Source organism: Psychrobacter sp. UBA2514 (genome assembly GCF_002341255.1).
GTDB classification, from domain to species: domain Bacteria; phylum Pseudomonadota; class Gammaproteobacteria; order Pseudomonadales; family Moraxellaceae; genus Psychrobacter; species Psychrobacter pacificensis.
Genome location: NZ_DDNS01000049.1, coordinates 1 through 13032 on the forward strand (window position 1 = coordinate 1; position 13032 = coordinate 13032).

Consider the following 13032-nt stretch of genomic DNA (forward strand, 5'->3'; position numbering starts at 1 on the left):
GGTTTTGACATCATCTTCTTCTGGGTTGCCCGGATGATCATGATGACCATGCACTTCATGAAAAACGAAGATGGTACCCCGCAGGTGCCGTTCAAGACCGTTTACGTGACCGGCCTGATCCGGGACGAGCACGGCGACAAGATGTCCAAGTCCAAGGGTAACGTGATCGACCCGCTGGATATGATCGACGGCATCAGCCTGCCGGACCTGCTGGAAAAACGCACCGGCAACCTGATGCAGCCCAAGCTGGCCGAAAAAATCGGCAAGCGCACCCAAAAGGAATTCCCCGAAGGCATCGCTGCCCACGGCACCGACGCCCTGCGCTTCACCCTGGCGGCCATGGCCACCACCGGCCGTGACATCAACTGGGATATGAAGCGCCTGGAAGGCTACCGTAACTTTTGCAACAAGCTGTGGAATGCCGCCCGCTATGTGCTGATGAACACGGAAGGCGAAGACTGCGGCGTGAACAATGAGCCGGTGGAACTGTCACTGGCAGACCGCTGGATCATCAGCGAACTGCAGCACTGCGAGCAGGAGGTGATCCGTCACCTGGACCAGTACCGCTTTGACCTGGCCGCCTACGCCCTGTACGAGTTTATCTGGAACGAATACTGCGACTGGTACGTTGAGCTTGCCAAAGCCAGCCTCAATGACGACTCGGTGACAGACGAGCGTAAAGCGCAAATCCGCTACGTGCTGCTGCATGTGCTCGAGACGGCGCTGCGCTTTAGCCATCCGATCATGCCGTATCTGACCGAAGAGATTTGGCAGACTGTCGCGCCACTGCTGAGCCGTAAAGATACCGACAGCATCGTTGTCGCAGCTTATCCTCAAGCTGATAATGCGCAGATCAGTGAGCAGGTGGAGGCGGACATGGCATGGCTACAAGAGCTGATCGCCAGTATCCGCAATATTCGCGGTGAGATGAAGCTGGGTAACGCCGTACGCCTACCAGTATTGCTACAAAATATCGCAGATGAGGAAGAAGCGCGTCTATCACGTATCAAAAACCAGTTTAAAGCACTGGCCAAAGTCGAGAGCTTAGAGATCGTCAAAGAAGATGATGAGGTGCCATTGTCATCATCAAGTATGGTCGGTCAGCTACGCGTGCTGGTACCGATGAAAGGACTGATCGATCCAACGGCTGAGCTGGCACGTCTGGACAAAGCGCATGAAAAGCTACAAAAGCAGGCCGACGGTATCTCGCGTAAGCTGAGTAATGAAGGCTTTGTGAGTAAAGCACCAGCCGAAGTAGTCGATGCGGAGAAGGCGAAACTGGCTGAGCTAGAAGGTCAGCTTAAGACTATGGCGGGGCAGATGGAGCAGTTAAAGGCGTTGTAAATAATTCATAAATATCTATAGTAATAAAGAACGTTGTCACGATTTTGATGGCGTTTTTATTGTCTACTGATTAGTTCTCTGAATAGCTTTAGATCCTACAGTATAACTGAATATTTGTGTGCTATTATTTAACATGTTCTGTAATGAGATATATCATCGCAAGCTAAATGCGATTATCACAATGTAACTAATCATGTAGTATTGTTTGCGAAATCTGATAGAGTCCTACCTCATCAACGAAATTATTAAATAAAGTAAGAGCCAGTGAGTTATGAAGCAGCACATCTCTGAAGTATAGATCGGCACTCGTTCATCATGCAAAAATAAGCATCTGAAAAAACAAGCATAAAAGTAGCTTTAATATATCGAAAAAGAAAGCAATAGTATTTTTTAGGGAACAAGAATGAACTTATTAGACGATGAATTTACAAAACTTGTTGACATAGGAGTTTGGCCTGAAAGAAAATATTTTTCACCTAATGATTGGCTAGAGAATTTTACGAGTGAAGAACTTCCTTATGCAAAAAGATTACTCAAAAGTTTTATCTATTTCTCTGATGATATGATTACTCAGATGTTTAGAAGTAATTTTATGGCTATTTCAAAATCAATTATACCAAATTCTAGGAAGTCTAATTATGGTTCTGCAGATGTAGAATGGCATAATTTTTTAGATAACTGTTATATAGTTAAAGTCACAGGAGAAGAGCCTAGTGATGCAGACAGTGGTTATATTTTTACCAGAATGGCTAGAGACATCTTAGGTATACCAGAAAATAGACTAAAAACAGTAAGTGAAGCATTTCAAATTATTTTGTCAGGCGTAAATGCACACTTTGTTTTTGTGGATGATTTTGTTGGATCTGGTAATCAATTTGTAGATTTCTGGCAAGGTTATTTCGATACGCCTCATTGTTTCGAAACACTAGCAGAAGATACGTTATGTACTTTTCACTATATCCCAATAATTTGTACGGAAATAGGCAAGTTAAGAATACAGCAAGATTGTACCAAAGTTAATCTAATCGCTTCACATTTTATAGGTAAGGAACATTCAGCTTTGCATAATCAGTCCTATATTTGGAAAGGCTTCAAAGCTGGTGGTCCTGAATTTGTCAAAAATGCTAGTATTCGAGCAGGCATACCCCAAGCTAATGGAAGAGTGCAAGATAATGGTGACGGAACTAAGTTAGTAAGTTGGGAAGGGTTCCATAAATTAGGTTTAGCTATAGGGTTTAAACATGGGACACCTGATGCTACTTTACCAATCTTTTATTTTAATGAAAGGGGATGGAAGCCTTTAATAAATAGGGATTCACTATGAACTACGTAAAACAATTGACTGAAGCTCAAGAATTAATCGGTTTATACAAGGCAGAATGGCTTAGTACTAAATTGTTCGATTATTTTAATGAGCCAGGATATTTCTCCGAATTGAAGAAAAGCCGTCCCTGTGTGTTGATTGGTGGTAGAGGTACTGGAAAAACTACTGTACTAAAAGGGCTGTCATACGAAGGTCAATATGCTCTTAAGATGCAAAAAGGTAGAAAGTTCGAAAGCTCTGCCTTAGAGTTTTATGGGCTTTACTATAGAGTTAATACTAATAGAGTATCAGCTTTCAAAGGAAGTGAGATCAGCCCAGATAAATGGATTAGTTACTTTGGTCACTATATTAACTTGAGTTTTTGCTTCGAATTGTTGAAATTTGCTCTATGGTTTGAAAAGCACACTGAAGAAAGTATAAATATAACAGAACAAAACTGGAAAAAAATACTTAGAGCGTTACATATTACAGATGATATTAGAAATTTAGAGGAATTAAGTGAAGAACTAGAGATAATTATAATTGAGTTTGAGGCATCAATAAATCAGGCAATCGATGAGCCTCCAAAAAACATAACGATGTGTGGTGCTCCAATTGATATTTTAAGTCAATCACTAACATCAGATACTGCATTAAAAAATAAACAGTTCTTCTTTCTAATAGATGAGTTTGAAAACTTTGAGGACTATCAGCAAAAAATAGTGAATACTCTTATTAAGCACAATAATGATTATTATACGTTTAAGATTGGAGTTAGAGAGTTAGGTTTTAGAGAAAGGTCTACTTTAAATGATAATGAGCAGCTTACATCTCCTGCTGACTATGTAAAAATAAATTTAACTGAAGTTTTTGTGACAAAAGATTTTAAAGGTTTTGCAGAGTTAGTTGTTAATGCTCGTTTAAATCACTCAATCATTGACGACGAAAAACTAAATATTGTTGATATTTTAAAGCCTTTGAGTAACCTTGAAGAAGCAGAGTTACTTTTAGGAAGCAATAACTCTGTTGAAAGTGATTTTAATGCTAATTTAAATGATAGAGAGATAAAATCTGCTCTAGATATTTCTTTAGGTCATAAGTACTTCATTCATTATTGGAGTAAAAAGAAAAGGGAGTCAGTAAGTAGTCTGTTAGACGAATGGTTAACGGATAAAAGTAAGTGGGAAAATCGACTGAATAATCATTTCTATGCCTCATTATTTGGTATTAGAGAAGGGAAAACTGGAATAAGAAAATATTATTGTGGTTGGGATACTCTTTTGGCCCTTGCGAATGGAAATATAAGGTACCTTTTAGAATTAGTTGATACAGTTTTGAAAGATTACTTAGAGGAGTGTAAAAATAAAGAGGAAGTAAATGAGTATCCGATAATATCTCCTGCCATACAGACATATGCTGCTGTCAAGGTAGGCAAGAAAAATCTCTCTGAGTTAGAGGGTTTGAGTGTTGAAGGAGCTAAGTTAACAAAGCTTTTGCTCAGCCTTGGTCGTATATTTGGTGTACTAGCTTCTAAACCTTTAAATCAAACTCCTGAAGCTAATCAGTTTCAGATTAGGTTCAAGGCAGAAGATGAAGAAAGTATTAATAAAATAATTAGACAAGCCATTATGCATTTAGCTCTAATTAGACATTCAGGAAATAAACTAACCGAAGAAAATAGTACTAAAGATTATGATTATATGATACATCCAATTTTCTCTGCATTTTTTGTATTTTCTTATCGCAAAAAAAGAAAAATAACTCTAAACTCGAATGATTTACTTTCTTTGGTTTATAGACCACATGAAGGTATAAAAAAAGTATTGGAGTCAAATAGAAGTCAAGAGCCTTCATTAGATTTGCCCGATCAGATGCAGTTATTTGAGGGTTACTATGAATAGTTTGAAAGAGAGGCCTATTTTAACTGACACGTACAGCACACCAGCAGAGTTCGAGCCTAAAAGTGAGAGTGTATATGTTTATGGTGAAAGTGATGAGTTCAGAAGTACTCATATTAGTAACTTCAATTTGGATGCGGACAGAACTCTGATAGAAATTATAGATAAAGACGGCTCTAGTATTACCGTAGGGGAACTGGAGCTACAGTTAAGAAGCTCAAAAAGTTTATCCAAGCTGTGGTCAAATATAGATAGAAGTAGAAATGTATATATAGATATAACAGGAATGTCCCATTCATCTTGGTCTGCAATTTTAAAGTCTGCAATTGACGAAGGCTTTACCGTTCTCGTAGTGTATGTCGAACCTAGCTCTTATATGTTAAGTAATACCTCAATTCAAGGCCAGTTCTATGATTTGAGTGAAAAAATTAGAGGTATTTATCCATTGCCAGGATTTGCAAACTTTAATCAAGAAAGTAGTGAATTCGTATTGATACCCATATTAGGATTTGAAGGTGCACGCTTCAAATATCTTATGGAACAAGTACAACCTAACCATAGGAATATATTTCCAATAGTAGGTTTACCAGGCTTCCGTCCATGGTATATTTTCGAAAGTCTAGAAAATAATATGGACGTTTTAAAAGGTACTAGAGCATGGGAGTCTATGATTTATGTTCCAAGTGACTGTCCGTTTAGCTGTTATTATAAATTAGATAACATATATAATAATCACCAAGGTAAGCAGCTAAAAATAGCCCCTATTGGAACTAAGCCACATGCTTTAGCTGCTATTATGTATTATCTAAATCATCCAGAGGTAGAAATAATTTACGATCACCCTGTTAGAAAGGCTGGTAGAACAGACGGAACTTCTAAGCTACATGTTTACCACGTATCTGCGTTAGTGAAAGCAAAGCCAGATAGGATTACCTCAAGAACTAAAAGAAAAAATAGAAATGTTTGATAAGTACTATACTGATCCCAAATTAGCTTCTGTCTTAGTAAGCTTAGTACCTAATGGCTTTGAGCCTAATATAGTTGCTGATTTTTCTTGTGGTGAAGGTAGCTTACTGAAGGCTGCAAAAAAAAAATGGCAGAATCTTGAAATTGTTGCTAATGATTATTGTTCAGATACTGTGTCTGAATTAAAAAAATATGATTGGGCTGTTTATAATTTAGATTTTCTCAAAACAGAGCAGGTACTTGGTTCTGAAATTTTCAGTTTCCATCAAAAAATAGACTTGGTCTTACTCAATCCTCCTTTTAATCAAAATGATGTTCGATTGCTACATTGGAATAACTGTTCTGAAAATATTCAATCCAGTATATCTTTAAGCTTTGTGTATTACGCTATGTGCTTTTTAAAAGAAAATGGTTATCTAGTCGCAATTTTACCCAATGGTTGCTTATCTAGTGATAGGGATAGAGATGCTATTATTTTCTTATCTAAACTGTATGAGTTAGAGGTAATAGAAGATTTTTATGATTCAAAATTCAAAAACGTTAGTCCTAGAGTCTCTATTGTTCGGCTGAGAAAGGCTAAGCCAGCTTTTGTTCAAGATTACTTACCAAGTAACTTTGTTCCTAGTAATAAAGTAGCAGTAGTAAGAGGGAAAATGCAGATGTTTAAGGCAAAGCATAGTAATGATGAGCTGAGTTACCCTTTGATACATACTACAGACCTAAATAATGCCTTAGTGCATATCAATACAAGTATTAGAGTTGTATCCGAGCATATTATAGTAGGACCAGCTTTACTCATACCTAGAGTTGGGAATTTTTCGCAAGATAAAATTTGTTATCTACCTATAGGTACTGAGATAGTAATCTCTGATTGTCTATTTGCAATCCTATGTAATAGTGAGATTAACGCTAAAGAACTAAAAACCTTCATAATTAAAGACTGGAAAGATTTCAAAAAAAATTATAGTGGTACTGGGGCGGTTTATACAACTTTGGTGAAAATAACTACATACGTTTCTAAAGCAATAGATCAGCTTTAATCTAGGTGAAATTATATTATATATAGATATTGAAAATCGTTAAATCTAAAACCGCCACACCAAACACGATGGCGGTTTTTTATTACTCAAACTATTTTAACGCTTATAGCGCCCACAGCGATTGATATTGCTCATCGGTCAACGTTACGATATCGATTTCGGCTAGCATCTCGCGTAGCTCTTGCCACTTACTCGCATCAGGCGTGATTGGCGTGATCAATCTGCCCAACGTATTATCGATGATCGCATCCATCAGCGCGTCCGCCTCAGTTTTACTATAGTTGTAATACATATGATGGGCAGTCTCTGGATCATTTTTACACAGCTCAGTCATCTGGTTGGTCACTTGGATAAAGGTATCTATCGCGTCTTTTTTCGCGCTATAGATCTCATCCGTCGTGAGGATTTCTAACGCCGAAAAATTCGGATAAGGTGACAGGTGCTGATCGATAAACGTAAAGTCTAGCCCTTCATGCGTCGCTTCAACGCCTTCAAAGTTATAAAAGCACAGCCATGCACCATCGAGACTTGGGTCTTCTTGCAAGTTTTTTATATGGTAGAAGTCTTTTTGTACAAAGCTCACATTATCACGGCTGATACTAAAGCCGTTTTTCTTAGCATAGCGGGCTAATATCTCAAAGCCAATACGATTGGTCTTTTCTTCAGCCGCTGGGGTACAAATGCGAATCGGCTGATTGTTCTTGAGCTTATCCATACTGGACTGCTGCATCAATATGCCGCCATCGGTCTCAAAAAAACAGCCAAGCGCACGCAGATTCGGCGCGTAATGCTCAAACAGATGAATCGGCTCATTCACATGCAGATCGATGCTTTGATTTTGCAATTCAGCAAAGCCATCATAATGGTCATCAGGCTCAATGATAGTGATATCTAGCCCTGCCTGCTCATATGCGCCCGTGGTCACACCCGCGATAAAGGGCAGGTGATCAGGGTTCAAAAACCATTCGAGGGTAAGGGTCAATTTGGTGGTCGGCTGCATGGTTGTTTCCTTTTTAATGATAGAAAACAATCAGACTGATGCTGTTTAAATAAAACAAAAAAGGCAAAACAAGAAAGGCAAAATCTCAACATGTAAGGCGCTATCAGATCAGCGCGTCAGGTAGAGGTTTCTCTTATTTATAGACTGCTTAGGGTCTGTCATGCTTGTTTCCTACGTCAGTGCTAACTGCTTCAGGTTCACGGGTGTCTCTCAGCAATGGTTTTAACAATCGTTATAAGGTTAAAAACAAAGCACCCCGACAAGATTGAGTGGTGCTGCATTATCTTTGATCAGTACTCCTAATGACTATTATTGATGGCTACTGCATCATCATATAGTGAAACCATTATAAAAATGGTATAGCAAGATTAAACGCTATTTTTCGCAGCCTCTGGAGACGCAGTCACAGCAAGCAAGAAAAGTAGCATTTAATCGAGCGGTTTCCTATGCTGCATTAATTTTATTGAGGTTCTACTATAGACGACTTGTAAGCGGTGATGCAAGCGTATCAGGAATGACAATGAAAGGTGATGACTGACGCTCGTTAACCGCCCTTTATAACAGTTCTCATTTGTGACGGCTTTTTATAAGCGCTTTCAATCTTATAAGCGCTTGCAATCGACGTGTTAGTAGAAGAGCGCAGTATTTGTCATTGGTACTTACCCAATCACTAACCAACGATACTGATCGATAGCAAAAAGCTTGTATAAATGGGCTTGTACAATTTTTGGTGATATTGCATGCTTGGTTATTCATACAAGTAGCCATGTAAATACTTTTGATGGCTACCAAAATCATTCACCGCACCGTCCATCGACATCACTTATATGACCCATAATAAAAAAACGTTTTATCATAGGCCTAAGACCAACCAATCCAGAAGTCTAATGATACGCTGGACCTTTGTGACGCTTGGCTGGGTATTTTTTATTTTAGGTATTATTGGGATATTACTGCCCGTCATGCCGACTGCGCCTTTTATATTACTGGCGGCAGGGTGCTGGGCACGTAGCTCGCGGCGCTTTCATTTTTGGCTGATCAATCACAAATACTTTGGCAAATACGTCCGTGATTGGGAAGAAAATCATGCAGTACCGCTCTATGCTAAGTGGCTTGCGACCATCATGATGGCGATATCGACTGCCATGTTGTTTTATCGTCTGCCCGCTGATATGACATGGGCAGCATGGCTGGTAGCACTGGTCTGTAGCGGGGTTGCCGTCTATTTGTTTCGTCTGCCAAATGCCAAATAAAGTCGCCAATATATAGGGCAGTAGTTAAGTCCAGTTACATAAAACCTGAGATAAGGCTTGCGATACTAGGATGTTCCCCCTATAATACATCCAAGCTTAAGAGCAGTTCTGCACCAAATCATTACCTCGTAGTATTAGTTATAATCCTTCGTTTTAATATTTATCGTTCAGTAGCTATTTGCAAGCGTTATCGGTCTATTAGACCACAAATAAATTAAATATCAGGGTTATGACTATGTCAGACGTTCAAAAAGGTACAGTTAAGTGGTTCAACGAAGCTAAAGGTTTTGGTTTCATCGCTCCAGAAAACGGCGCAGACGTTTTCGCTCATTACAGCGAAATCTCAGGCTCAGGTTTCAAAACTTTGGCTGAAGGCCAAGAAGTTGAGTTCACTGTAACTCAAGGCCAAAAAGGCCCACAAGCACATAATATCGTTGCTATCTAATTTGTCTTTATAGATAAATAGAGCAAGATAAAAAACGAGCCTTCGGGTTCGTTTTTTTTTCGTTTGTCATTCGGTGTTAAATGAAACGACAGATATAAAAATGCCTCCGACTATATGGATAGTTAGAGGTATTTTTGTACTGGGTACTGAGGTAAGTCAATAAGCGTGAGCAATTGACTTATTATATAAAGCTAATACCGATATTGATCAGACCACCGCCCAGTATTAACCAGCCAAACATCACTGCTCCTAAAATCAGCGGCTTGACGCCAGCTTGTTTGATGGCGCTCATATGTGTGGTTAAGCCTAACGCAAACATCGCCATCGTCAGCATCACATCATCTAACATCACCATACTTTGCTCGATACTTTTAGACATTGGTATCCAAGTATGCAGCAGCACGATTAAGATAAAAATAAACGCAAACCATGGCACTTTGACTTGCTTGACGCGGGTCATAAATGACGCTGCCTCGTTTTTACTGTCCTCATCGTCTATAGCGGCATTATCTACGGGGCGATCTTTGGTTAGCGCAAATGATAATACGAGCAAAAAAGGCGCGAGCATCATAACGCGTATCATCTTAGTCACGACAGCGGTATCGCCAATCTCAGTATTGATTGCATTGCCTGCGACCACGACTTGCGCCACCTCATGTACGGTTGAGCCCGTGTACATGCCATACTGCTCGGCACTGAGCCAAGGCCGTAACCAACCAAGCTGATATAAAAAAGGGTAGAGCAGCATGGCAATGGTGCCAAATACCACTACCGTCGCCACAGCGATCGTCACCTTGTGCGCTTCGGCCTTGACCACTGGCTCTGCGGCGATGACGGCAGCAGCACCGCAAATACTTGCGCCCGAGCCAATCAAAATCACCGTTTCTTTATCGACTTTTAACCATCTAGTACCTAGCCAATAGGTCAGTAGAAAGGTCGACGTCAATACGAGTGCATCGGTCATAATCGCTGGCATACCAACGCTCGCAACTTGCGTCATAGTTAGCTTAAATCCATAAAACATAATCGCGAGGCGTAAAATCTGACCCTTAGCAAAGCAAACACCGCCGTTTAGACGCTCAGTGAACTTGGGATAAATGGTATTACCCAATATCATACCCAGCAAGATCGCGAGCGTTAAAGAGGATAAGCCAACGATACGCCCGTTTGACCACATATTCAAACTCGTGTTTAACCATAAGCAAAACAAACCACCGATCAGTACCACAGCCAAACCAGCCAAGTGGCGTTGGCTTGGAATGTAGTTACTCACTGAGCGACTGACTGATTTGGCTAGTGTATGCATAAGAGGCATATCCTATTACTGATATTAAAATAAGCATAAGCTTATGAGTAGACAGTATAAGCTGACTATATTTATAATAAAAACAGATTAATAAGATATAAACTATCGATATTTTAGGTTAGTGTTTACGGTAGAAATAGATATACCGCGCATGAGTAGCAAAAAAAGACATGTATAGCGAATAAGACAGGCTAAAAAATGACATAAGGCATCATCAATAACATGAAAAAATCTGTACAGACATTGCCAAAGATTACACTTAAGCAGCTCGCTGTTTTTGTCAGTATTTACCAGACAGGTAGCACCAGCCGTGCCAGTGAAGAGATGCATTTATCACAGTCGGCGGTCAGCAGTGCGCTGACAGAGCTTGAGTCTAGATTACAGATGCCATTGTTTGAGCGCGTCGGTCGCAGGCTTAATCAGCATCCCAATGCCCATCCTATTTATATACAGGCACAGGCTATCTTGGGGCAATCGCTCACGCTTGAACATTATCACCAATATCAGGCGGGGCAGATACATATCGGGGCGAGTACCACGATTGGCAATTACGTGCTGCCATCATTGCTTGGTAAGTTATATGAGGCGCTACCAGATGCCAATGTCGATATGTATATTGCCAATACTCAGGAGGTGGTGAGTGAGGTTGAGCAGCTTAATATCGATATTGCTTTAGTAGAAGGGATGCCGCGTCCGATAGACATGAAAGCCATTGAGCAGCGCGAATGGCGAACGGATACGCTGATGATATTTGCCAAACGTGATAGTAAATGGTTAAAGAACGTCGCTACCTATAGCCAAGATGAGGGCTGCTATCAGCTGACTATTAATCAGCTAGCACAGTTGCCGCTACTCGTACGTGAGGCAGGGTCGGGCACACGGCAGATTATCGATGAGCAGTTGCTAAAGTATCTACCCAATGCAGAAGTGGTAAAGGCCATACACCAATCAGAAGCCATCAAACATATGGTGAGTGCAGATATTGGTCTTGGCTGCCTATCGCAGCATGTGATTGAGACAGGATTGGCAACAGGTGAGCTGGTGCAAGTAAGCGTTGCAGGAATCGATCTGTCGCGGACATGGTGGCTGGTATGGCACAAAGCCCGTCATCAAAGCCCCATTTGGCAGACGTTTATAGATATTATCCAACAAGATTAACTGAGGTAATGTCAAAATATAAGGAATAAAAAAGCGCCGTATCAATCATGATAGGGCGCTTTTTGTTAACTAATAATTCCATATAGCCAAAGCAAATTACTACGTCGAAACTGGTTTATCAAGCCTTACTACAAAGCTGTCGCAAGGCACGTTAGGCAAGATATTATCTGCTGTCGCGCCACTGATCCATGCGGCAATGCCCGTGCGCTTATGGCGACCAATTACCAACAGATCGACGTCGTGTTTATGACAGTAGCTGACAATACCTTCACTGCTAGAGATAGCGGTAGTGACTTCTGACGTTGCCGCATTGAGCTGGTTGCGTTCAAGGAATTGTGCCAGTTTTGCCCGTGCTTCTTGGCAGCGTTCGTCATCAATTTCATCATAAAGACTTGACGCAGGTACCAGCTCGTAGCCGAAGCCCACCATGGTATCTTTGACAATATGCAGCACAGACAACTTAGAACCGGGACGGTTTTCAACGATGCGCTTGGCCTTTTGCGCGACGATATCCGCATCAGAGAGTAAGTCGGTGACCAGTAAAATATGTTCGTAACTCATAACGTCTTCCTCATGTCAGATAGTATTTACTATAGCACTACTGTAGAGCGCTGTTAAGTAATGCTTGTCTCTCTTTGTGACATAGATTTTGATATAGAACAACACCCGAGTGCAATGCTAACAAATAACAGGTTAACTCGAATGTTGAGCCAGACCCCTTATTCTGATACTGGCTCATCAAGCTTGACGACTAGGCTGTCGCAAGGGACGTTTGGCAAGATACTATCGGCTGTTGCACCGACTAACCAAGCAGCGATACCGTGACGTTCATGACGCCCAATAATGAGTAAGTCGACCTTTTTTTCATGACAGTAGTCAACAATACCTTTACTGTTAGAAATGGCAGCTGTCACCTCAGAGTTGACTGCTTCTAGCTCGTTGCACTCCAGAAACTGCGCCAGCTTAGCACGCGCTTTTTGCCATTTTTCATTATGGACATCGCCTGATAGGCTAGAGGAAGGTACTAATTCATACCCAAAGCGCACCATATCGTCTTCCACAATATGCAGGACAGACAGTCTGGCCTTAGGAGAGCCTGCGAGTATACGTTTGGTTTTTAGAGCAACCTTGTCTGCATCGGATAATAAGTCAGTAACCAGTAAAACGTGTTGGTAGCTCATGAGGTGCTCCTATTGGTAGCGAACTTCATGGTATAGTCGAACCACTATTAAAGTGTTACAGCGTTAGACTCGTTTAGCCTACTACTGTAGTACTTGCACTCGTCTGCCTTGTACCACTTTTAATATTGATTGACTATA

The 13032-nt window shown here is 40.7% G+C and carries 12 protein-coding genes; 8 read left to right on the forward strand and 4 right to left on the reverse strand.

All coding sequences use genetic code 11. The features are described 5' to 3' along the window. The 5 genes from B3V51_RS12005 to B3V51_RS12025 form a co-directional block, all read left to right on the forward strand. On the forward strand, nucleotides 1-1344 hold a 1344-nt coding region (locus B3V51_RS12005), incomplete at its 5' end, for a class I tRNA ligase family protein (RefSeq protein WP_286708490.1). A 403-nt stretch (nucleotides 1345-1747) separates the two neighbouring features. Beyond that, on the forward strand, nucleotides 1748-2668 hold the full coding sequence (locus B3V51_RS12010) for a phosphoribosyltransferase-like protein (protein WP_286708491.1): 921 nt from the start codon (nucleotides 1748-1750) through the stop codon (nucleotides 2666-2668). Next, on the forward strand, nucleotides 2665-4548 hold the full coding sequence (locus tag B3V51_RS12015) for a hypothetical protein (protein ID WP_212564164.1): 1884 nt from the start codon (nucleotides 2665-2667) through the stop codon (nucleotides 4546-4548). The genes B3V51_RS12010 and B3V51_RS12015 overlap by 4 nt, the downstream gene beginning before the upstream one ends. After that, nucleotides 4541-5512 (forward strand): hypothetical protein, encoded by a 972-nt coding sequence (locus B3V51_RS12020; RefSeq protein WP_212564165.1) that lies wholly within the window; start codon nucleotides 4541-4543, stop codon nucleotides 5510-5512. Before B3V51_RS12015 ends, B3V51_RS12020 begins: the two co-directional genes overlap by 8 nt. Beyond that, nucleotides 5505-6551 (forward strand): N-6 DNA methylase, encoded by a 1047-nt coding sequence (locus B3V51_RS12025; RefSeq protein WP_212564166.1) that lies wholly within the window; start codon nucleotides 5505-5507, stop codon nucleotides 6549-6551. The genes B3V51_RS12020 and B3V51_RS12025 overlap by 8 nt, the downstream gene beginning before the upstream one ends. Before the next feature lie 103 nt (nucleotides 6552-6654). Here the strand turns inward: B3V51_RS12025 and B3V51_RS12030 are convergent, their stop codons facing one another. After that, nucleotides 6655-7551, reverse strand: a complete 897-nt coding sequence (locus B3V51_RS12030) for an ABC transporter substrate-binding protein (RefSeq protein ID WP_286708492.1) — start codon at nucleotides 7549-7551, stop codon at nucleotides 6655-6657. 827 nt (nucleotides 7552-8378) lie between these two features. Between B3V51_RS12030 and B3V51_RS12035 the strand changes: the two genes are divergently transcribed. After that, the gene (locus B3V51_RS12035; protein ID WP_286708493.1) at nucleotides 8379-8804 is read left to right on the forward strand and encodes a YbaN family protein; all 426 of its coding nucleotides are present in this window, start codon (nucleotides 8379-8381) and stop codon (nucleotides 8802-8804) included. Nucleotides 8805-9039: 235 nt separating this feature from the next. Continuing rightward, entirely contained in the window at nucleotides 9040-9249 is a 210-nt protein-coding gene (cspE, locus tag B3V51_RS12040) for a transcription antiterminator/RNA stability regulator CspE (protein WP_025644841.1), read from the forward strand. Nucleotides 9250-9430: 181 nt separating this feature from the next. Here the strand turns inward: cspE and B3V51_RS12045 are convergent, their stop codons facing one another. Beyond that, nucleotides 9431-10555 carry a YeiH family protein gene (locus B3V51_RS12045; RefSeq protein WP_286708494.1) on the reverse strand — a complete coding sequence of 375 codons (1125 nt, stop codon included), beginning with the start codon at nucleotides 10553-10555 and terminating at the stop codon, nucleotides 9431-9433. Nucleotides 10556-10777: 222 nt separating this feature from the next. Between B3V51_RS12045 and B3V51_RS12050 the strand changes: the two genes are divergently transcribed. Continuing rightward, entirely contained in the window at nucleotides 10778-11713 is a 936-nt protein-coding gene (locus tag B3V51_RS12050; protein WP_212564169.1) for a LysR substrate-binding domain-containing protein, read from the forward strand. Nucleotides 11714-11812: 99 nt separating this feature from the next. On the opposite strand, the gene B3V51_RS12055 is transcribed toward B3V51_RS12050, so the two are convergent. Then, entirely contained in the window at nucleotides 11813-12274 is a 462-nt protein-coding gene (locus B3V51_RS12055) for a universal stress protein (protein ID WP_058025444.1), read from the reverse strand. Nucleotides 12275-12432: 158 nt separating this feature from the next. Continuing rightward, on the reverse strand, nucleotides 12433-12894 hold the full coding sequence (locus B3V51_RS12060) for a universal stress protein (RefSeq protein ID WP_286708495.1): 462 nt from the start codon (nucleotides 12892-12894) through the stop codon (nucleotides 12433-12435). Nucleotides 12895-13032: the final 138 nt, after the last annotated feature.

Coding starts and splice junctions, on each gene's coding strand:
- B3V51_RS12010 (WP_286708491.1), top strand. CDS start 1,748: ATGAACTTATTAGACGATGAATTTACAAAACTTGTTGACATAGGAGTT.
- B3V51_RS12015 (WP_212564164.1), top strand. CDS start 2,665: ATGAACTACGTAAAACAATTGACTGAAGCTCAAGAATTAATCGGTTTA.
- B3V51_RS12020 (WP_212564165.1), top strand. CDS start 4,541: ATGAATAGTTTGAAAGAGAGGCCTATTTTAACTGACACGTACAGCACA.
- B3V51_RS12025 (WP_212564166.1), top strand. CDS start 5,505: ATGTTTGATAAGTACTATACTGATCCCAAATTAGCTTCTGTCTTAGTA.
- B3V51_RS12030 (WP_286708492.1), bottom strand. CDS start 7,551: ATGCAGCCGACCACCAAATTGACCCTTACCCTCGAATGGTTTTTGAAC.
- B3V51_RS12035 (WP_286708493.1), top strand. CDS start 8,379: ATGACCCATAATAAAAAAACGTTTTATCATAGGCCTAAGACCAACCAA.
- cspE (WP_025644841.1), top strand. CDS start 9,040: ATGTCAGACGTTCAAAAAGGTACAGTTAAGTGGTTCAACGAAGCTAAA.
- B3V51_RS12045 (WP_286708494.1), bottom strand. CDS start 10,555: ATGCATACACTAGCCAAATCAGTCAGTCGCTCAGTGAGTAACTACATT.
- B3V51_RS12050 (WP_212564169.1), top strand. CDS start 10,778: ATGAAAAAATCTGTACAGACATTGCCAAAGATTACACTTAAGCAGCTC.
- B3V51_RS12055 (WP_058025444.1), bottom strand. CDS start 12,274: ATGAGTTACGAACATATTTTACTGGTCACCGACTTACTCTCTGATGCG.
- B3V51_RS12060 (WP_286708495.1), bottom strand. CDS start 12,894: ATGAGCTACCAACACGTTTTACTGGTTACTGACTTATTATCCGATGCA.